A 19315-nucleotide genomic window follows, 5' to 3' on the forward strand; every position below is an offset into this window, starting at 1 on the left:
GCCCCGGGTCGGGACCCCGGCGCTCACTTCAGTTCCTGGCCGTCGTGGATCCGGTCGGTGCCGCGCACCACGATCCGGTCGCCGGCCCGCACCCCGCTGACGATCTGCACCAGGTCCTGCCCCTGCACCCCGACGGTCACCGGCACCCGGCCGGCCCTGCCGTCCCGCAGCACCCAGACCGCGTCCCGCCCGTCGTCGGAGAAGACCGCCGAGGCGGGTACGGCCACCGCGTCGGTCGCCTCGCGTACCCGGAGGTGGACCACGGCGTTCATGCCGGGACGGGGGGTCGGCGCCGGCTCCCCCTCCCCGAGCCGGCCGGCACCGAGGCCGAGGCGGACCCGGTAGGTGACGCCGCCCCGGGCGGAGCTGGTGGGCAGCACGTCCACCGAGCGGACCGTGGCGTCGTACGTCGCGCCGGTCGCCGCGTCCAGCTCCACCGAGGCGGTCAGGCCGGCCCGGACCAGCAGCACGTCGGTCTCGTCCACCTCGGCGAGCAGGCCGAGCTGGCCGATGTCCACGATGGTGAGGACGGGAGTACCGGCGGTGACCCGGCCGCCCGCAGGCACCGCGTCGTCCACCCCCGGCGGGGGGCCGCCCTGAGCACCGGCTCCCAGGACCGCCGGGTCGATTCCCGCCGCACCGCCGCCGGCCGCGCCGAGCAGGCTGGTGAGGTCGGTCGGGGCGGCGGCCCGGGTGCCGCCCGGCTGCACCACCCCGGCGATCGGGGCGCGCAGGGTGAGCGCGTCGACGGTCGCCTTCGCCAGGTCGTACGCCTGCTGGGCCTGGAGGCGCTGCGCGGCGGACAGCGCGCTGACGGCGTTGTTCAGCCCGGCCATCCCGCGCTGCACCGCGGCGACCGCCTGGTCGGCGGCGCGGGCGGCTGACTCGTACTGCTGCTGGGCGGAATCGACCTGGAGCAGCAGCGCGGACCGCAGCTGCGGGTCACCGATCTTCCCGGCGGCCTGGCGCGCGGCGTCGAACGCCTCGGCGGCGGCCTTGTCGGTGCCGCGCCGGCGCCCGCCCAGGTCGCCCACGCCGACGCCCCGGCCGGCCCGCCGGGCCGCGCGCAGCGCCTCACGGGCCTGCTTCAGCCGCTCCTGTGCGGACGGCGAGTCGATCACGGCGAGCACCTGGCCGCGGGCGACCCGCTGTCCGGGCTGGACCCGCAGGCTGGCCAGGGTCCCGTCGGCGGGCGCGGTGAGGGTGGCGGCGGCCCGGGCGGTCACCGTGGCCGGCGCGTCGATCACCTCGGCGACCTCGGAGCGGCCCACCTGGGCCACGGTGACGCCGGACTGGTCGTCACCGCAGGAGGCGGCGGTGGTGCCGGTCAGGGCGACGACGGCGAGGAGGGCGGTGAGCAGGCGGGGGCGGGTGGCCACGGGCAACCGCGGCGAGTGGGGGCGGCGCACTCGTCGATGGTACGAGGGCCGGGAAAGGCCACCACGACACCGGGTCAGGCACCGGCGACCGTGCGGAGGTAGTTCACGCAGTCGTCGTGCAGACCGGACCAGGGGTCGCCGAACACCTGGTCCGCGGCCTCGTCCAGGGATTGGCGTTCGTGCACCACCGCCCGGAAGAAGTCGAGCACCCGCTGCTCGCCGTACCGGTCGACCAGGTGGTGTACGGCCAGGTAGCTGACGCCATAGGCACCGCCGACCCGGTCGTCGGCCGCGTCGTCGGCAGGCGCCAGCGAGTCGAGCCGGCCGTTCCATCCGCCATGGACCAGTTTCCGCACCTCGGCGAGACCGTCGTAGCGGGCCACCCGCTGGCCGTCCGCGCCCGCGTGCTCGGCCAGCCCTTCCACCAGCCACCAGGTGGACCGGTCCGAGTAGCCCCGGTCGGGCAGCGACGCGGCGTGGGTCAGTTCGTGCCGGAGCAGGTCGTCGGTCCCGGTCGGGGTGCTGGTCTGCGCGTTCAGCACGACGTCGTGGTGCCCGCCGCCGACGCCGACCGCGTAACCGGCCGTCCATTTCGGTCGCCCGCCGCCGTACCAGCGCTGCCACTCGGTGCGGCCCGCGTAGAAGACCAGGTAGCGGTCCGGCGGGGTGCCGGCGACCGCGTACCGGTCGGCGACCTCGGCGGCGGCCTCGGCCTGGGCGAGCAGCCCGGGAAGCTTGGCCCGCAGCGCCGGCGTGGTGGCCACCATGGTCCGCTTCCCCACCGCCACGGCCAGGTCGCTCACCTCCCAGGGCCGGGCCCCGGCCGGCTCCGCCCGGGACTCCTCGACGGTGACCAGCCGGGGCTCCTCCCCGACGATCCGCCACCGGGTGCCGATCGCCACGGTGCTCGGGGTGCAGTCCGGCACCACGAAGCAGTAACCGACCGTCACCGTCAGCCGCCACTCCCCCGGCCGCCCGTCGACCTTCGCCGGCACGCCGTCCACCTCCGGGCGCCACACCGTGACGCGCAGCGCGCGCAGGGCGGCGTACCGGCGGGTGAGGGCGGGGCGGGCGGCCGACTCCGCGACGGCGAGGAAGCCGGGCCGGTCGCCGGCGAGCAGTGCGGCGGCCTGGCGGTCGAGTTGCACGGCCATCCGCTCCGCGAGGCGGCGGGCCGCCGGGTCGTCGGGCGGCCCCGCCGCCGGTCGCCCCGCCGCGCCTGGCACGAGCAGGAGTACGCCCGGCACGCCGCACGCCAGCACGGCGAGCACCAGCCCGAGCGGCGCCCACAGCGGCCACCGCCGGCGGGACCTGCCCCGCCGCCGCTCCCACCGTTCCCAGGATCGGGCCCGATCCGGGAAGTGGTGGCTTCGGATCGGCCGGAACGCCACTGGTTCCAGGATCGAGCACGATCGTCCGGCTGCTCGTCAGCGTCGGTCATCCGGCGAAGGTTACCGCCGGTGGGTCAGACCGGGTGGTGGGCGAGGGTGAGCAGGGCCTTGTCCACCGCCCAGAGGCCCACCAGCAGTGCGCCGGGTACGGGACTCCCCGCCAGCGCGAGCAGCAGGCCGCCGGTGACGAAGCAGGCGGCCTGCACGGTGAGCTTGCCCGACGCGGGCAGCGGCACACTGGCCCTGGGCGAGCAGAACAGACCCCACACGACCGCGATCAGCAGCGGCGCGCCGAGGCCCGCGAGCAGGCGTACCGGCCAGCCGACGTCGAGGGTGAACCCCCACCATCCGGCGGCCACGATCAGCGCCAGCTCCAGCAGCAACGCAAGCGCGAGCAGCACACCCTTCATGACAGGACCTCCAGTGTCCGGCGCGGCCGCCGTGCGGGGCGTTCGGCTAATTGACTTAGCTAATAAGCTAATCCTATTAGCCTGTGCCGTCAAGACTTGACCTCAACCCGAGTGGAGCTTGCAAGATCGACAGCATGACGCTCTCCGGAAACGCCCACGTACGCCTCGCCCGCCCCAGCCGCGACCTGGCCGCCGCCGAACGGTTCTGGGTGGACGGGCTCGGCCTGCGGGTGCTGTACCGGAGCACGGCCGACGGTCCGGGCGAGCACGATCTCGTGATGGTGGGCTGGCCGGACGCCGGCTGGCACCTCGAACTGGTCGGCGGCGCGCACCTCACCGTGACCCCGAACCCCACCAGCGAGGACCTGTTCGTGCTCTACCTGGACGGACCGGTCGACGACGACCTGGTCGGGAGACTGGAACGGGCCGGCGGGACCAGGGTCTCCGCCGGCCCGTACTGGGACCGCTGGGGGTGACGTTCGCCGACCCGGACGGCTACCGCCTGGTGCTGAGCACCCGGGCCTGGTCGAACGGCTGAGTCACTTCTTGCTGACCAGCGCCCGACCGAAGAACATCAGGTTGGCCGGGCGCTCGGCCAGGCGACGCATCAGATAGCCGTACCACTGGTCGCCGTAGGGGACGTAGGTACGCACGGTGTAGCCCTCGCCGATCAGCCGCTTCTGCTCCTCGGGCCGGATGCCGTACAACATCTGGAACTCGAAGCGGTCCGGGCCGCGATCGAACCACCGGGCCCGGTCCTCGCCGATGGCGATCAGGCGCGGGTCGTGGGTGGCCAGCATCGGGTAGCCGTCACCGGACATCAGCACGTTCATGCAGCGCACGTACGACTTGTCGACCTCGCGGGCGGACTGGTACGCCACCGACTCCGGCTCCTTGTACGCGCCCTTGCAGAGCCGCACCCGGGAACCGGCGCCGGACAACTCCCGGCAGTCCGACTCGGTACGCCGCAGGTACGCCTGGAGCACCGCACCGGTCGACGGATAGTCCAGGCGCAGCTTGGCGAGGATGTCCAGCGTCGAGTCGGTGGTGGTGTGGTCCTCCATGTCCAGGGTGACCGTGGTGCCCGCCGCGTCCGCCGCCGCGCAGATCGCCCGAGCGTTGTCGTACGCGAGCTGCTCGTCGAACATCTGCCCGAGCGCGGAGAGCTTCACGCTGACCTCGGCGGCCGGGGTCAGCTCGGCGGCGGCGAGCAGCCGCAGCAGCTTGAGGTATTCGTCCCGGGTGGCGTTCGCCTGCTCCGGGGTGACGGTGTCCTCACCAAGGTTGTCGAGGGTGACCGCGAGGCCGTCGGCGACGAGCGCGCGGGTCACGCGCAGCGCGTCGTCAGTGCCGGCGCCGGCGACGAACCGGCGGACGACGTCCCGGGTGAACGGGGCCGTCGCGACGAGCCGCTCGACCTGGGATGACCGGGCCGCGGCGAGGATGACGGATCGGAGCATGGGCCGAGCGTAACGCCCGGCCGGGGGCCTGCGCGGGTGGCCCGGGTCGGCTACAAACGATCCCGTGGAACGACGCCCCCGACGCCGCCTCCGGTCGGCCACCGTGCACCTCGGCGCGCTGACCGCGCTGGCGCTCACCCTCTCCGGGTGCAACAACGACGATGACGACTGCGCCCTCGGCCCGGCCGGGGGTGGCGGCGACACGGTCGCCCTGGCCCTGCGGGTCCCCGGGCCGGCCGCCGCCCGGGACACCCCCGCCCCGGCCGCCGCCGCGCTGCCCGCCCGGGGCGGCTTCGGCACCCACCTCGCCTCCTGCGGCGGCTGACGTGCGGCGCGAGCCCAGCACCCCGCGCCCCGACTGGGACGCCACCATCCGCGCCCAGGGCCTGGTGTACGTCGACACCGAGCTGCCCGACGGCGGGATCATGTCGTACTGGGACGAGACCGCCGCGTACGCCTTCGAACTGGACGAGGTGCTCCGGCTGGAGGAGGCGACCGAGGAACTGCACCGGATGTCGGTGGCCGCGGCCGAGCACATCGTCGCCCGAAACCGGTACGCGGAGTTCGGCATCCCGGCCTGGGCGGCGGAGGCGGTCGCCCGGTCGCTGCGGGAGTCCCCGCCGAACCTCTACGGCCGCTTCGACCTCTGGTACGACGGCACCTGGCCGCCCAAGCTGCTGGAGTACAACGCCGACACCCCGACCTCGCTGGTCGAGGCGAGCATCGTGCAGTGGTACTGGCTGGAGCACACCCACCCCGAGGCGGACCAGTGGAACAGCCTGCACGAGCGGCTGGTCGGGGCGTGGGCGAAGATCGGCGCGGGGTTGCACGACCCGCGGGTGCACGTGGTCTGGTCCGAGGAGGAGGAGTCCGGCGAGGACCAGATCACCGCCGGCTACCTGGCCGAGACGGCCCGCCAGGCCGGGCTGGACGTCACCCTCATGCCGATCCAACGGATCGGCTGGGACGGGCGGCGCTTCGTGGACGCCGACGACCGGCCGATCACCACCTGTTTCAAGCTCTATCCCTGGGAATGGATGCTGGCCGAGCCGTACGGGCCGCCGGCGCTGGAACCGGGCACCCCGACCACCTGGATCGAGCCGGCCTGGAAGCTGCTGCTGTCGAACAAGGCGCTGCTGGCGGTGCTCTGGGAGCTGCACCCGGGGCACGAGTACCTGCTGCCGGCATACCTGGACTCGCCGCGTGGGATGACCGGGTACGTCGCGAAGCCGCTGCTCGGCCGGGAGGGCGCATCGGTGCGCATCATCACCGAAGGGGCCGAAATCGCCAATCCGGGAATCTATGGCGACGAGGGATTCTGCTACCAGGAGTTCCGAGCATTGCCCGAATTCGCCGGTAATCACATGGTGTTGGGGAGCTGGATCGTCGACGGTGAGTCAGCCGGCGTCGGCGTACGGGAGAGCGCGAGCCTCATCACGGACGGCTACGCGCGGTTTCTGCCCCACTACATCGACGCGCCGCGGGTCGGCTGAGTCGTCTACCGTTGGTGTCGTGAACTTCGACGCGTACGCCCGGACCGGTGTTGATCTCGTCAATGCCCGCCTGGACGACCTCGACGACCTTCGGGCCATCTTTCCCGACGAAAACGCGTGGATGCGCGACGAGGTCGCGGAACGCGACCTGGCGATCTTCCGGCGGGCCCAGAAGCGCCTGCGGGACGTCTTCGAGTACGGCACCTCGGGCCGCGACGGCGAGGCGGTGGCGGAGCTGAACGCGCTGCTGGAGTCGTTCCCGGTCCAGCCGCGCATCTCCGGCCACGACTCCAGCGACTGGCACATGCACGTGACCAGCCGGGGCGCCTCGGTCAGCTCCGAATACCTGGCCGGCGCGGTGTGGGGCCTGTCGGTCTGGCTCTGCGAGTACGGCAGCGCCCGGTTCGGCGTCTGCGCGGACGAGCGGTGCGGCAACGTCTACCTGGACACCTCCTCGAACTGCTGCCGGCGGTTCTGCTCGGAGCGCTGCGCCACCCGCTCGCACGTGGCCGCGCACCGGGCCCGCAAGCGCGCCGCGATCGGCGACCAGGTCACCGTCCCCACCCAGCCCGAGCCCCTGACCCCGGTCAGCTGACCCCGCTCGGCCCGCGGTTGATCAAGAGGTTCGCGTCGGATCCGGACGGCATGCCGAGGCAAACCCCTTGATCGATCTCGGGCCGGGCTCAGGCGTCGACCGGGGAGGGAGCGGTCAGGTTGGCGCGGGCGAACTCCAGCGCCTCACGCAGGTCGGCCTCCCGGACCGCTCGGCTCTTCGCGCCCCGCGTGGTCACCTCCACCGCGACCGAGCCGGTGAATCCCCGGCCGGCCAGCGAGCGGAGCAGCTCCGCGCAGGGCTGGCCGCCGCGCCCGGGCACCAGGTGCTCGTCGCGCCCCTCGCCGGTGCCGTCGCCCAGGTGCACGTGCGCCAGGCCGGACCCCATCCGGTCGGCCATCGCCAGCGCGTCGCTGTGCGAGGCCGCGCAGTGCGACAGGTCCAGGGTGTACGAGGCGTAGCCGGTGTCGGTCGGATCCCAGCCGGGGACGTACGGGACGAACTGCCGGCCGGCCATCCGCACCGGATACATGTTCTCCACCGCGAACCGCAGCCCGCCGAACTGGCCGGCGATCCGGTCGAGGCCGTCAGCGAAGTTGCGGGCGTAGTCCCGCTGCCAGGTGAACGGCGGGTGCACCACCACCGTCGGGGCCTCCAACGTCTCGGCCAGCTCGGCGGCCCGGCGCAGGCGCTCCCACGGGTCGGGGCTCCACACCCGCTGGGTGACCAGCAGGCAGGGCGCGTGCACCGAGAGGACCGGAACGTCGTAGTGGCTGGCCAGCCCGCGCAGCGCGCCCGCGTCCTGGCTCACCACATCGGTCCAGACCATCACCTCGACGCCGTCATAACCGAGCGCCGAGGCCATCTGGAACGCCGCCGCGGTCCGCTCAGGGAAGACCGAGGAACTGGACAGGAGCACCGGGACTCGGGAGGTCACACCTGTCAGGGTAACCGCCGGCGTCGTGCGGCATCGGGACGAGCATCCGCAAAGCGCGCAGACCGACCGGCCGCGATCAGCTCGACGCGAGCTGATCGAGCCGGCGGAGGATGACCCCCTCCCGCAGCGCCCACGGGCAGATGTCCAGGTGGTCCACGTCGAGTCGGCGCATCACCGCCTCGGCCACCACCGCACCGGCGAGGAGCTGGTGGGCCCGCCCGCTGCTCACCCCCTCCAGCTCGTGCAGCTGGCCGGGCGGGATGTGCCGGATGAAGCCGAGCACCTGCCGCAGCCCGGTCCGGGTCAGCCGGCGCCGGGCCCACAGGCCCGCCCCGGAGGGTGCCGCGCCGGCCAGCCGGGCCAGCATCCGGAACGTCTTCGAGGTGGCCACCGGGCGCTCCCAGCCCACCTCGGTGAGCTGCTTCGCCACCGGGTCGAGCAGCGCGTCGGCGTACTCCCGCAGCTCGTCGACGACCTCGGCGGAGGGCGGCCGGGTGGCGGCCGGATCGATCCCCAGCCGCTCGCGGCTCAGCCGCCCGGCGCCCAACGGCAGCGAGACCGCCACGTCCGGATCCTCGTCGATGCCGGCGGCCAGCTCCAGCGAGCCGCCGCCGATGTCGGTGACCAGCAGCCGGCCGGCGGACCAGCCGAACCACCGCCGCACCGCGAGGAAGGTCATCCGCGCCTCGTCCGGACCGGAGAGCACCGCCAGGCGTACGCCGGTCTCGTCGCGGACCCGGGCCAGCACCTCGCCGGCGTTGGTGGCGTCGCGGACCGCGCTGGTGGCGAACGCGATCAGGTCGTCGACGTCCAGCCCCTCCGCCGCCGTACGGGCCATGCTGACCGCCTTGACCAGGCTGTCCGCGCCCGCCTCGGTGAGCGCCCCGTCAGGCCCTAGCTGCTCGGCCAGCCGGAGCACCACCTTCTCGGAGTGCGCCGGCCAGGGGTGCGCCCCGTGGTGGCCGTCGACCACCAGCAGGTGCACCGTGTTGGAACCGACATCGAGGACACCCAGTCGCATGGTGGCGAGCCTAGGGCCAACATGTTTCGCCGGCTCGCCCGCCGGCCCGGCTCACCGCGCGTACGCTGGTCCGGGTGACAGGCCAGATCGAGCTGCAGGTGCTGGTGGACGACCCGGACGACCCGCGTAGCCGGGAAGTGGAGCTGGACTTCCCCCGGGAGTGGATCGAGTTCGTCGACCCGGCGGACGACAAGCACGTGATCCGAGCCGACCTGACGTGGTTGCTCTCCCGGTGGACCTGCGTCTTCGGCAAGGGCTGCCACGGCATCATCGCCGGCCGGGCCGCGGACGGCTGCTGCTCGCACGGGGCGTTCTTCACCGACTCCGACGACGAGAAGCGGGTTCGCGCCGCGGTCAAGCGGCTCACCCCGGAGACCTGGCAGCACTTCCGCCGAGGCTTCAAGAACTGGACCGAGAACGACACGATCGACGGCAAGAACCCGGCCCGGCGTACGGCCACCCGGGACGCCGACTCCCCGTGCGTCTTCCTCAACGACGCCGACTTCCCGGGTGGGGGCGGCTGCGCGCTGCACGCCCAGGCGCTGCGCGACGGGGTGCACCCGCTGGAGTACAAGCCGGACGTCTGCTGGCAACTGCCGATCCGCCGGGACCAGGACTGGCACAAGCGGCCGGACAACACCAAGGTGCTGATCTCCACGCTCGCCGAGTTCGACCGGCGGGGCTGGGGCGCGGGCGGGCACGACCTCGACTGGTGGTGCACCTCCTCGACCGACGCGCACGTCGGCACTGAGCCGATGTACCTCTCGTACGCCCCGGAGCTGACCGCGCTGGTCGGCGCGCCCGCGTACGCGAAGCTGGCGGAGTTGTGCGCCGCCCGCCTCCGCCAGGGCCAGGTCGCCCCGCACCCGGCCACCGAGGGCTGACCCTACGCCGGCCCGGCGGCCGGGAGGGTGACGACGCCGTCGTCGTCGCTGTAGACGTGAACGCCCGCGGCGAAGACGCAGTTGCCGAAGAACACCGGCACGTCCCGCTCACCCGCTCCGGTCTTGGCGCTCTTGCGCGGGTTCGTGCCGAGCGCCTTGATGCCGATCGGGAGAGCCCGCAGGGCGGCCACGTCGCGGACCGCGCCGTTGATCACCACGCCCGCCCAGCCGTTCTCCGCCGCCGTGCCGGCGATGAGGTCGCCCATCAGGGCGGTGTGCACGGAGCCGCCGCCGTCCACCACCAGCACCCGGCCCTCCCCCGGTTCAGAGACGATCGACTTCAGCAGCGCGTTGTCCTCGAAGCAGCGCACCGTCACGGCCGGTCCGCCAAAGGCCCGGACACCGCCGAACTGGCGCAGCTGGGTGTCGCACGAGCCAAGGGCATCGCCGTAGCGGTCGTACAGGTCGGCGGTGGTGGGCGTCTCCATGGTTCTCCTCTTCTCTCATCGGGGGTTGCGGTGCAGGCCGGTGGCGGCGACGGCCGCGCCGGCCAGACCCGCGGCGGTGCAGGCGAGGACGCCGACCGCGCCGGCTCCCGCCGCCAGCAGGCCGGCGGCGCTGGGGATGAGCACCTGCCCGAGCCGGTTGCCGGTCAGCCGCAGCGACATCGCCCGGCCGCGCAGCCCGGGCGGCGCCGACTCGGCCAGGAACGACATGGTCAGCGGCTGACCCGCGCCGAGTCCGAGGCCGGCGACGGCGACGACCGCGGACATCGCCCAGAACGGCAGGGGCGGCAGCAGCAGCGCGAGGCCGCCGGCGGAGAGGGCGACCGTGCCGATGAGCAGCGCCCGCCGGCCGAACGCCGAGACCAGTCGGCCGAGCAGCAGCCGGGACGCCATCGAGGCGACCGCGCGGACGCCGAGCAGCAGACCGATCTCCCCGGCCGCGATGCCGCGTTCGGCACCGAGGGCGGGCAGGTAGACCAGGGTGATGTCGACCGCCGCCAGGACCACGCAACTGACCGTGAGGGCACGCACCAGCCCGGGCTGACGGAGCAGGTCCCGCATCCCGCCGGCGCCCGGCCCGGCCGCGGCCCGGTGCTGCGCGGAGGGGCGCAGGAACGCGGCAGCCACCAGCAGCGGCACGGCCAGCGCGGTGGCGCCGAGGAAGATGGCCCGGGTGTCCGGGATCGGGCGGTCCCCACCGAAGACCACGATCAGGCCGGGGCCGATGGCCTGGCCCAGCGAGGCGGCGAAGGTGTAGTAGCCGAACGCCGCGTCGTACCGGTGCGCCGGGGTGCGGTTGGCCACCAGCGCCTGCTGGGCCACCACGGCGCACAGACGCGCGGTGCCGAGCAGCATGCTGGCCACCACCAGGCCGGCCACCGAGCCGGCGAACAGCACGAAACCGAGGCCGGCGGCGACGAGCAGCGCCGATCCGGCGAGCGCGATCCGGCGCTCGCCGAACCGGTCAACCGCCTGTCCGGAGGGAACGGCCAACACCAGCGGTACGACGGCGAAGCTGGCCCCGAGCACCCCCAGCCAGGCCCCCGGCACGTCCAACTCCAGCGCCCGGTACGCGGACGCCGGCCGCAGCATGAACGTGACCGCCTGCACCACGATCGTGTGCGTGAGCAGCAGCATGGTCTGGGCGCGCCCGGGGACGGCCAGGTCCCCGGGCGCCACTCAGTCGGCCTTCACCGCGAGGACCGGGCAGGACACCCGGAGCAGGATCTCCTGCGCGGTCGAACCCATGATCAGCTTGCCCACCGGGGTGCGGTGCCGGATACCGATCACCACCAGCGACACGTCCTCGGCCTCGACGATCTCCTCGATCTCCTCGACCGTGTCGCGCCCCCGCATGAGCTGCCGCACGTTGTGCGGTACCCCAGCGGCGACCAGCTCGCGGACCACCCGGTCCAGGTCGGCCTCCTGGGCGAGCCGCGGGTCGGCGTACGCGTCACCGCGCGAGGTGTTCACCACCAGCACCGGCTCGTTGCGGAACCGGGCCTGCTCGATCGCCGCGTGCAGGGCCACCTCGCCGAGCGGCGAGGGCACGTAACCCACCAGCACGGTCATCCGGTCACCAACCTTCCCCGCAGCGGCCGGACCACGAACCGACCGATCAGCGGCCAGAGCAGCACCACCAGGATGGCGGCGTAGATCACCCAGGACACCCAGCCGCCGATCAGGCCGTGCAGCTCGCCGCCGGAGAGCTGGAGCGCCCGCCGGCCCTGCAACTCGGCGCGCGGGCCGAGGATGATCCCGATGATCAGCGGCAGGATCGGCAGGCCGAAGCGGCGCATGCCGAAGCCGAGCAGACCCAGGGTGAGCAACAGGAACAGGTCGAACGGCTGGGCGTTGACCGCGTACGCGCCCATCGACGCGAAGAAGATGATTCCGGCGTAGAGGTACGGGCGCGGGATCCGCAGCAGGCGCGCCCAGGCCGGGGCGAGCGGCAGGTTGAGCACCAGCAACAGCAGGTTGCCGATGAAGAGGCTCGCGATCAGCGTCCAGACCAGCGTGGACTCCTGCTCGAAGAGCAACGGCCCGGGCTGGATGCCGAACTGCTCGAAGGCGGCCAGCATCACCGCGGCGGTGGCGTTGGTGGGCAGGCCGATCGCCAGCATCGGCACCAGGGTGCCGGCGGCCGAGGCGTTGTTGGCCGCCTCCGGCCCGGCGACGCCCTCGATCGCGCCCCGACCGAACTCATCCCTGTGCTTGGAGAGCTTCTTCTCCGTGATGTACGACAGGAAGGTGGGGATCTCCGCCCCACCCGCCGGCACCGCGCCGAACGGGAACCCGAACGCGGTGCCGCGCAGCCAGGGCTTCCAGGACCGCTTCCAGTCCTCCCGGCCCATCCAGGGCTGGCCGACCGGGATCACCTCACCGGACTTGCGGCGCAGGTGGGCGGCGATCCAGAGCGCCTCGCCGACGGCGAAGATGCCGACCGCCACCACAACCACGTCGATGCCGTCGATGAGCTGCGGGATCCCGAAGGTGAGCCGCTGCTGACCGGTCTGATCGACCCCGATCACGCCGATGACCAAGCCGAGCAGGAGCGAGGCGAAGCCGCGTACCCGGGACGCACCGAGCACCGCGGTGACCGCCACGAAGGCGAGCAGCATCACCGCGAAGTAGTCGGGCGCGCCGAGGCTGACCGCGAACGACACCACCGGCGGGGTGACCACCACCAGCAGCAACGTGGCAATGGTGCCGGCGACGAACGAGCCGATCGCGGCGGTCGCCAGGGCCTGGGCGGCCCGCCCGGCCTTGGCCATCTTGTTGCCCTCGATGGCGGTCACCACAGAGGACGACTCGCCGGGGGTGTTCAGCAGGATCGAGGTGGTCGAGCCGCCGTACATGCCGCCGTAGAAGATGCCGGCGAACATGATGAGCGCCGAGGTCGGCCCCATGCCGTAGGTGACCGGCAGCAGCAGCGCCACCGTCATCGCCGGGCCGATGCCGGGCAGCACGCCGACCGCGGTGCCGATGGTCACGCCGAGCAGCGCGATCAGCAGGTTCATCGGAGTCAGCACGTGGCCGAACCCGTCGAGCAGGTTGCCCAGGTTTTCCATCACAGGATCCCTTGCAGTACGCCGGCGGGCAGGTTGACACCGAGCCCGATGGCGAAGGCGTAGAACGTGATCAGCGACAGCGCGACGGAGATCAGCAGGTTCCGGAAGTAGTGGCGGTTGCCGAGCGCGTACGCCGAGCCCCAGAAGAGGATCGTCCCGCTGATCACCCAGCCGAGCCGGTCGATGAGCACCGCGTTGACCAGGAACGCGCCGATCAGCAGCAGCACCGTCCGCCAGTCGATCCGGGTGGTCAGGTCGACGTCCTCGCCGGCCTCCGGCTCACCGACGCCGCCGCGGGCCACGTCCACCGCGTAGATCGCGGCGACGATGAGCAGCAGCACGCCGAGCAGGATCGGCACCGGCTTCGGGCCGATCGGGTCCGCGCTGTTGATCGCCTGCCCGACGCGCGTCGTCGCGTCGAAGATGACCAGGCCGCCGACCAGGGCCAGGAACGCGCACATCCCGTACTGCGCCCGGTCCCGCCTGGGCACCGCGTTCTCCGCCGACGACTCGGCGCCGTACGACTCGTCGCCTGCGGCGGGTGCCGCGGCCCCGGCGGGCTGCCCCGCCGGATCGGCGGCCGGGGCGGGGCCGGAGGGCATCCCGCCCGTCTCCCGGTCCGGCGCCGCCGCCTGCTCGGGCACGATTGATGCGGCCTGCCGGGGCGGCTGGTCGCCGCCCCGGTCCGGTCGGGTAGTCCTGTCGGTCATGCCAACCCGAGCTGCTTGAGGATGTCGGCGACCGCCTTGTCCTGCTCGGTCAGGAAGGTGCCGAACTCGTCACCGGTGACGAAGGCGTCGGTCCAGCCGCGCTTGGCCAGCTCGGCCTTCCACTCGGCGGAGTCGTGCATCTTCGTCAGCACGTCGATCCACACCTTCTTGTCGGCTTCGCTGATCCCGGGCGGCGCGACGATGCCGCGCCAGTTGGTGAAGACCAGGTCGATGCCGGACGCCTTGAGGGTCGGCACGTCCTTGAGCACCTCGATCGGCGCTTCGCTGGTCACCGCGAGGACCCGGATCTGGCCGGCCTCGACCTGCTTGAGGAACTCGCCGAAGCCGCTGGCGCCGAAGGCCACCTTGCCGCCGAGCAAGGCCGGCAGCAGCTCGCCGCCGCCGTCGTACGAGACGAAGTTGACCTGGCGCGGATCGATGCCGACGGCCTTGGCCAGCTGCATGGGCAGCAGGTGGTCCGGGCCGCCGGGCGACGAGCCGCCACCGACCGCGATCTTCTTGGGGTCGGCCTTCCAGGCCGCGATCAGGTCGTTGATGTTCTTGTACGGGGAGTCCTTCGGCACCACGATGGCGCCGGCCTCCTCGATCATCTTGGCCAGCGGGGTGGTCTGGGTCAGCGTCGCCGCCGACTTGGAGGTGTACGAGGCACCGACCACGCCCAGCCCCATCTGCATGGCGAGCTTGCCGTTGCCCTTCTCGTTCACGGTCCGCTGGAGGCCGACCGTGCCGCCCGCGCCGGGCAGGTTGAACACCTGAACGCCCGTGGCGATCTTGGCGTCCTCCATCACCTTGGCTGCGGTGCGGGCCGTGGTGTCGTACCCACCGCCGGGGCTGTTCGGGACCATGATCCGCAGTCCGGTGGCCGGCTTGCCGTCGTTGGCGCCGGCCCCGTCCTTCTCGGCGGTGGCACCGCAGGCCCCCAGGGCGAGCGCCGTCGCGGCGGCCACGCCCATGACCAGCAGGTTTCTCCTAGTTGCCATCATGTTTCTCTTCCGTTTCGAATGAGTCCGGCGGCAAGATGGTGGACCCCGGGCAGGCCATCTGTCTGCGTTGTGTCACCAGCGGAAGTTGAGGTCTTTGTGGTCGCGGTCACGTCCCGGCGGCGTACGCTCGCCGGGCAGCTGCTCGTCCTTCAGCTCGCGATCATCGTCGTGGTGCTGGTGGCGGTGGCCGCCGTCTCGCTGGCCCAGTCCGCGGCCACCTTCAACCGCGTCGAAGGACGCCGGGTCGCCGCGCTCGGCGAGGAGCTCGCCGTCAGCCCGCTGCTGCGCGACCAGCTCAACCAACCGGCCCCCGCCGAGGCGATCGCGCCGCTGTTGCAGAACACGCTGATCCGGTCCGGGGTGACCACTTTGACCGTGGCGAACGAGCGGGGCCGGGTGGTCAGCTCGACCGACCCGACCCTGGTGGGCAGCCCGGTGGTGCTCGGCGATCCGCAGGTGGCGCAGGGCCGGAGCTGGTTCGGGGAGCTGGAGGTCGACGGGTCGCAGGAGCTGGTGGCCCAGGTGCCGGTACTCGGCGACCGGAAAGGGGAGAACCTCGGCCGGTACCTGGGTGTGGTGGTCGTCGGTGAGGCGTCGCCGACCTGGTCGGAACGCCTGGTCGGGGCTTCCTCGTACCTCCTCACCTATCTGGGCATCGCCAGCGGGCTGGGCGTGGTCGGGTCGTGGCTGCTGGCCCGGCGGATCAAGCGGCAGACCCTCGGCCTGGAGCCACGGGAGATCGCCGGGCTGGCCGAACATCGAGAGGCCCTGCTGCACGGCATCGCCGAGGGCGTGATCGCGCTGGATCCGCAGCAACGCGTCACCCTGGTGAACGCGGTGGGCCGGCGGCTGCTCGACCTGCCCGAGGACTGCCTGGGCCGCAGCCTTCGCGAGCTGCGGATCAACGGCCGGCTGCGGGACGTGCTGGCCGGCACCGGCAGCGGCCCGGAGGCCCGGGACCAGGTGGTGGTACGGCGCGGCCGGGTGCTGGTGATGAACCGGATGACCGTCCGCAAGGACGGCCGCCGGCTGGGCTCGGTCACCACCCTGCGGGACCGTACGGAGCTGGCCCGGCTGGAGCAGGAGCTCGGCTCGTTCCGCAGCACTACCGAATTGCTGCGGGCCCAGACCCACGAGTTCGCCAACCAACTGCACACCATCTCCGGGCTAATCCAGATCGGCGAGCACGACGAGGTGGTCCGGTACGTGGACGCGCTGAGCCGGCACCGGGCGTCGCTCGACCTGACCGTCACCAGCCGGATCCACGACACGGCGGTCGCGGCGCTGCTCATGGCGAAGTCGGCGGTGGCCGCGGAACGCCGGGTGGAGCTGCGGGTGTCCGAGCGGACCGGGCTGGACCGGCTGCCGGCGGAACTGTCGGCGGACGTCGCCACCGTGCTCGGCAACCTGGTCGACAACGCGGTCGAGGCGGTGGCCGGCGGCCGGGAGGCAGCCGGGGACCCGGCGGCGGAGCAGCCTGCCTGGGTGGAGGTCGAGCTACGGCAGGACGCGGCCTCGGTGGAGATCGTCGTCCGCGACTCCGGCCCCGGAGTCGCACCGGAGCTGGCGCAGGAGGTCTTCACCCACGGCTTCACCACCAAGGCGGCCCAGGGCGGCGAGCGGGGTATCGGCCTGGCGCTCACCCGCCTCGTCTGCCATCGTCACGGCGGCGAGGTCGCCGTGACGAACACCGACGAGGGCGCGATGTTCACCGCGCGGATGTCGCTGCCGCCCAGTGTGTTGGAGGGAGCGCGATGATCGACGTGCTCATCGTCGACGACGACTTCATGGTGGCCCGCATCCACCGCGGTTTCGTCGAGCGGATCGACGGCTTCCGGGTGGTCGGCACCGCCAGCACCGGAGAGCAGGCGATCGCCGCCGTCGACGAGTACCGCCCCGACCTGGTCCTGCTCGACCTCTACCTGCCCGACATGTTCGGCCTGGACGTGGTGACCCGGATCCGGGCCGCCCGGCACGACTGCGACGTCCTGGTGATCAGCGCCGCCCGCGAGGCCGAGGCGGTCCGCCGGGCGGTCCGCTACGGGGCGGTCAACTACCTGCTCAAGCCGTTCGGCTTCGACGAGCTGCGCAACCGGCTGGAGCAGTACGCGGCACGCCGCGCCACGCTGCGCGCGGCGGTGGTCGCCGACCAGGCCGATGTCGACCGGGTGCTCTCCCGCAGCGGCTCACTGGCCACCGCCCCGGCCCTGCCGCGTGGGCTCAGCCCGGAGACCGCGGAATTGGTGGAGCGCGCCCTGCGTACGAACGACGGCACCCTGTCGGCCAGCGAGTGCGCCGACCGGGTGGGCATCTCCCGGGTCAGCGCCCGCCGCTACCTGGAACACTTCTCGGGTACGGGACGTGCCGAGGTGAGCCTCCGCTACGGCGCGGCGGGCCGCCCCGAGCGCCGATACTCCTGGGTGACCTGAGGAAACGCCGCTGGCCGGCACCCCGGGTTGCGGGGTGCCGGCCAGCGATGTTCATGTGGTTCGTGTTCTGTGGTTGTCAGCTGTTCCAGTGCTGGGCGACCAGGTCGGCGGCCTGCTGCTCCCACTGGGCGTAGGCATCCGGGTACGCCGACACCTGCACCGTCTGGGCGGCCTTGGTCAGCGGCATGTCCTGCCACCCGTCAACCTGCTTCAGACCCTTCAGGAACGCCGTCGTCGAGTACTCCGGATCGGTGATCTGCTCCGGCGAACCCCAACCCGAGCTCGGGCGCTGCTGGAACAGACCCAGCGAGTCATGGTCATTGGCGTCGCCGAGGTGGCCCAGGTTCTCCAGCTTCGACTCCTGCAGGCTCGTGGCGATCGACACCACCGCGGCCCGCTCCGGCATCCCGGCCTTCTTCGTCGCCGCGATGATCGCCTTCACGTTGCCGGTCTGCTCGTCGTTCAGACCGATCCTCGACTGCGCGCCCTGCACACCGTGCGGGATCAGCTTGCCGCTGTCCGGCTTGTCGGCCTGTACGACGGCCGGGTTGGCGTGCACCGGCTCAGCGGCGTGAGCCGCGATCGGACCAGCGAACACACCACCGGTGAAAGCCAGACCAGCAACACCAAGAACGCTCTTACGGAAGATCGTGTTCATGACAAGCTCCATTCGGGGGTTGGCGCACACCCGCCGACAAGAGGGGAGACGGCAATTCCGTGTGCGCAAGCACCGTCAGGCGCTCAAAAGAGAAGGGGGAAAGTCTTCGACCGGAACGCTCACGGGGCGAGGGGGATCGCCTCTTCGCGGCGCCGGGACCATGTACAACGACCGACCACCCGGCGTCATTCCCGGGATCGGCCCACCCGCCGACGCGGGCGGCCATCACCCCCGGGGTTTGGGGGGCTCCTCGGTCGTGCAGCCCTGTACAACGACCCCCGCCCGTCGGCCATTCCGGCCGCAGGATGCCGCCGCTCACCCCCGGACCGGACATCCGGCGCGAAACGCGACACCGGGTGATCGCGGAGCTCCGTGATCCACTCCATGTGCCGCAAACGGTGGTCACCGGCCCCGCCGAGACCACCACATGCCGCACACGGAGTCGACCAAGGCCCCGTCGAGGCCCGGGCGGGCCGGACCGGAAGAGCGCCAGCCACAGCCGGACCCAGGGTGATCTACTCCATGTGCCGCAAACGGTGGTCACCGGGCCCATCGAGACCGCCACATGCCGTACACGGAGGCGATCAAGGTCTGTGGGCCCGCACGCAAGCGGGCGGCGGCGCATTCGACGTGAGCTGCCGCAGCGGGCGGCGTTCGGCAGCCCGGACGCCGTGACCCGCCGCGGACGGAGCCGGCCGAAGGCCGGTCACGGCTCGAACTTGTAGCCCAGGCCGCGGACGGTGACGATGTAACGGGGTGCCGAGGGCTCCGGCTCGATCTTGGAGCGCAGCCGCTTGACGTGCACGTCCAGCGTCTTGGTGTCGCCCACGTAGTCGGCGCCCCAGACCCGGTCGATGAGCTGCCCCCGGGTGAGCACCCGGCCCGCGTTGCGCAGCAGCAGCTCCAGCAGCTCGAACTCCTTGAGCGGCAGCTGCACGACGGCGCCGTCCACGGTCACGACGTGCCGCTCGATGTCCATCCGGACCGGGCCGGCGGCCAGCGTGGGCGCGCCCGACTCGGTCGCCTCCGCGCTCTGCCGACGCAGCACCGCCCGGATCCGGGCGACCAGTTCACGCGGCGAGTACGGCTTGGTGACGTAGTCGTCGGCCCCGATCTCCAGGCCGACCACCTTGTCGATCTCGCTGTCCCGGGCGGTGACCATGATGATCGGGACGTGCGACCGCTGGCGGAGCTGACGGCAGACCTCCGTACCCGACATCTCCGGCAACATCAGGTCGAGCAGCACGATGTCGGCGCCGGTCCGGTCGAACTCGGTGAGGGCGGACGTGCCCGTCGCGGCGACGGACACCTCGAAGCCCTCCTTGCGGAGCATGTAGGACAGGGCGTCGGAGAACGATTCCTCGTCCTCGACCACCAGTACGCGGCTCAACGGGTGTTTCCTTTCCTGT

At 72.4% G+C, this 19315-nt stretch carries 20 protein-coding genes and 1 pseudogene; 7 read left to right on the forward strand and 14 right to left on the reverse strand.

The genetic code is table 11. The annotated features are described in order from the left end of the window. Positions 1-23 precede the first annotated feature (23 nt). The 3 genes from GA0070604_RS28700 to GA0070604_RS28710 form a co-directional block, all read right to left on the reverse strand. Positions 24-1409: an efflux RND transporter periplasmic adaptor subunit gene (locus GA0070604_RS28700; RefSeq protein ID WP_208602184.1), complete on the reverse strand. Its 1386-nt coding sequence runs from the start codon at positions 1407-1409 to the stop codon at positions 24-26. A gap of 44 nt (positions 1410-1453) precedes the next feature. Continuing rightward, positions 1454-2770 carry a hypothetical protein gene (locus GA0070604_RS28705; protein ID WP_244162110.1) on the reverse strand — a complete coding sequence of 439 codons (1317 nt, stop codon included), beginning with the start codon at positions 2768-2770 and terminating at the stop codon, positions 1454-1456. A gap of 74 nt (positions 2771-2844) precedes the next feature. Then, positions 2845-3180: a YrdB family protein gene (locus GA0070604_RS28710; protein WP_091125505.1), complete on the reverse strand. Its 336-nt coding sequence runs from the start codon at positions 3178-3180 to the stop codon at positions 2845-2847. Positions 3181-3314: 134 nt separating this feature from the next. On the opposite strand from GA0070604_RS28710, the pseudogene GA0070604_RS28715 reads away from it, so the two are divergent. Beyond that, positions 3315-3718 (forward strand): annotated as a pseudogene (locus tag GA0070604_RS28715) (VOC family protein). Position 3719: 1 nt separating this feature from the next. Here GA0070604_RS28715 and GA0070604_RS28720 read toward each other — a convergent pair. After that, positions 3720-4640, reverse strand: coding sequence for a proline dehydrogenase family protein (locus GA0070604_RS28720; protein ID WP_091125509.1), 921 nt, complete (start codon positions 4638-4640; stop codon positions 3720-3722). Positions 4641-4704: 64 nt separating this feature from the next. Between GA0070604_RS28720 and GA0070604_RS28725 the strand changes: the two genes are divergently transcribed. The 3 genes from GA0070604_RS28725 to GA0070604_RS28735 are packed head-to-tail and all read left to right on the forward strand — an operon-like array spanning position 4705 to position 6728. Further along, positions 4705-4965, forward strand: coding sequence for a hypothetical protein (locus tag GA0070604_RS28725; protein ID WP_244162111.1), 261 nt, complete (start codon positions 4705-4707; stop codon positions 4963-4965). A 1-nt stretch (position 4966) separates the two neighbouring features. Beyond that, a complete protein-coding gene (locus GA0070604_RS28730) occupies positions 4967-6133 on the forward strand; it encodes a glutathionylspermidine synthase family protein (protein WP_091125513.1) in 1167 nt (388 codons plus the stop codon). Between the two features lie 19 nt (positions 6134-6152). After that, positions 6153-6728: a CGNR zinc finger domain-containing protein gene (locus tag GA0070604_RS28735; protein ID WP_091125517.1), complete on the forward strand. Its 576-nt coding sequence runs from the start codon at positions 6153-6155 to the stop codon at positions 6726-6728. A gap of 88 nt (positions 6729-6816) precedes the next feature. Here GA0070604_RS28735 and GA0070604_RS28740 read toward each other — a convergent pair whose 3' ends face one another. Together GA0070604_RS28740 and GA0070604_RS28745 are read right to left on the reverse strand one after the other, a co-directional pair. Then, positions 6817-7623 (reverse strand): sugar phosphate isomerase/epimerase family protein, encoded by an 807-nt coding sequence (locus GA0070604_RS28740; protein WP_208602185.1) that lies wholly within the window; start codon positions 7621-7623, stop codon positions 6817-6819. Between the two features lie 76 nt (positions 7624-7699). Beyond that, positions 7700-8644 carry a Ppx/GppA phosphatase family protein gene (locus GA0070604_RS28745; RefSeq protein WP_091125520.1) on the reverse strand — a complete coding sequence of 315 codons (945 nt, stop codon included), beginning with the start codon at positions 8642-8644 and terminating at the stop codon, positions 7700-7702. A gap of 74 nt (positions 8645-8718) precedes the next feature. On the opposite strand from GA0070604_RS28745, the gene GA0070604_RS28750 reads away from it, so the two are divergent. Further along, positions 8719-9528 (forward strand): DUF3109 family protein, encoded by an 810-nt coding sequence (locus tag GA0070604_RS28750; protein WP_091125523.1) that lies wholly within the window; start codon positions 8719-8721, stop codon positions 9526-9528. Between the two features lie 2 nt (positions 9529-9530). Here GA0070604_RS28750 and rraA read toward each other — a convergent pair whose 3' ends face one another. From rraA to GA0070604_RS28780, 6 genes are read right to left on the reverse strand one after another with little or no spacing between them, the layout of a single operon-like run. Next, entirely contained in the window at positions 9531-10016 is a 486-nt protein-coding gene (rraA, locus tag GA0070604_RS28755; protein ID WP_091125526.1) for a ribonuclease E activity regulator RraA, read from the reverse strand. A 15-nt stretch (positions 10017-10031) separates the two neighbouring features. After that, a complete protein-coding gene (locus GA0070604_RS28760; protein WP_208602186.1) occupies positions 10032-11213 on the reverse strand; it encodes an MFS transporter in 1182 nt (393 codons plus the stop codon). Continuing rightward, on the reverse strand, positions 11214-11606 hold the full coding sequence (locus GA0070604_RS28765; RefSeq protein WP_091125529.1) for a universal stress protein: 393 nt from the start codon (positions 11604-11606) through the stop codon (positions 11214-11216). Then, entirely contained in the window at positions 11603-13105 is a 1503-nt protein-coding gene (locus GA0070604_RS28770) for a tripartite tricarboxylate transporter permease (RefSeq protein WP_091125532.1), read from the reverse strand. Before GA0070604_RS28770 ends, GA0070604_RS28765 begins: the two co-directional genes overlap by 4 nt. Continuing rightward, positions 13105-13815 (reverse strand): tripartite tricarboxylate transporter TctB family protein, encoded by a 711-nt coding sequence (locus GA0070604_RS28775; protein WP_091125535.1) that lies wholly within the window; start codon positions 13813-13815, stop codon positions 13105-13107. Before GA0070604_RS28775 ends, GA0070604_RS28770 begins: the two co-directional genes overlap by 1 nt. Then, complete coding sequence (locus GA0070604_RS28780; protein ID WP_244162112.1) at positions 13812-14816, reverse strand: Bug family tripartite tricarboxylate transporter substrate binding protein; 1005 nt, start codon at positions 14814-14816, stop codon at positions 13812-13814. The genes GA0070604_RS28775 and GA0070604_RS28780 overlap by 4 nt, the downstream gene beginning before the upstream one ends. A gap of 99 nt (positions 14817-14915) precedes the next feature. Between GA0070604_RS28780 and GA0070604_RS28785 the strand changes: the two genes are divergently transcribed. Continuing rightward, positions 14916-16577: a sensor histidine kinase gene (locus GA0070604_RS28785; protein WP_244162113.1), complete on the forward strand. Its 1662-nt coding sequence runs from the start codon at positions 14916-14918 to the stop codon at positions 16575-16577. Next, on the forward strand, positions 16574-17248 hold the full coding sequence (locus tag GA0070604_RS28790) for a response regulator (protein WP_091125543.1): 675 nt from the start codon (positions 16574-16576) through the stop codon (positions 17246-17248). The genes GA0070604_RS28785 and GA0070604_RS28790 overlap by 4 nt, the downstream gene beginning before the upstream one ends. 76 nt (positions 17249-17324) lie before the next feature. Here GA0070604_RS28790 and GA0070604_RS28795 read toward each other — a convergent pair whose 3' ends face one another. After that, a complete protein-coding gene (locus GA0070604_RS28795; protein WP_091125546.1) occupies positions 17325-17906 on the reverse strand; it encodes a hypothetical protein in 582 nt (193 codons plus the stop codon). Positions 17907-18612: 706 nt separating this feature from the next. Further along, positions 18613-19296, reverse strand: a complete 684-nt coding sequence (locus GA0070604_RS28800; protein ID WP_091125548.1) for a response regulator transcription factor — start codon at positions 19294-19296, stop codon at positions 18613-18615. Positions 19297-19315 lie beyond the last annotated feature (19 nt).

The sequence above is a fragment of the Micromonospora eburnea genome (assembly GCF_900090225.1).
Taxonomy (GTDB): Bacteria; Actinomycetota; Actinomycetes; order Mycobacteriales; family Micromonosporaceae; genus Micromonospora; species Micromonospora eburnea.

What these genes read in the sequence shown, in the direction of transcription:
- GA0070604_RS28795 (WP_091125546.1), bottom strand. Translation starts at nt 17,906, where the DNA reads ATGAACACGATCTTCCGTAAGAGCGTTCTTGGTGTTGCTGGTCTGGCT.
- GA0070604_RS28775 (WP_091125535.1), bottom strand. Translation starts at nt 13,815, where the DNA reads ATGACCGACAGGACTACCCGACCGGACCGGGGCGGCGACCAGCCGCCC.
- rraA (WP_091125526.1), bottom strand. Translation starts at nt 10,016, where the DNA reads ATGGAGACGCCCACCACCGCCGACCTGTACGACCGCTACGGCGATGCC.
- GA0070604_RS28765 (WP_091125529.1), bottom strand. Translation starts at nt 11,606, where the DNA reads ATGACCGTGCTGGTGGGTTACGTGCCCTCGCCGCTCGGCGAGGTGGCC.
- GA0070604_RS28710 (WP_091125505.1), bottom strand. Translation starts at nt 3,180, where the DNA reads ATGAAGGGTGTGCTGCTCGCGCTTGCGTTGCTGCTGGAGCTGGCGCTG.
- GA0070604_RS28770 (WP_091125532.1), bottom strand. Translation starts at nt 13,105, where the DNA reads ATGGAAAACCTGGGCAACCTGCTCGACGGGTTCGGCCACGTGCTGACT.
- GA0070604_RS28790 (WP_091125543.1), top strand. Translation starts at nt 16,574, where the DNA reads ATGATCGACGTGCTCATCGTCGACGACGACTTCATGGTGGCCCGCATC.
- GA0070604_RS28780 (WP_244162112.1), bottom strand. Translation starts at nt 14,816, where the DNA reads ATGGCAACTAGGAGAAACCTGCTGGTCATGGGCGTGGCCGCCGCGACG.
- GA0070604_RS28720 (WP_091125509.1), bottom strand. Translation starts at nt 4,640, where the DNA reads ATGCTCCGATCCGTCATCCTCGCCGCGGCCCGGTCATCCCAGGTCGAG.
- GA0070604_RS28745 (WP_091125520.1), bottom strand. Translation starts at nt 8,644, where the DNA reads ATGCGACTGGGTGTCCTCGATGTCGGTTCCAACACGGTGCACCTGCTG.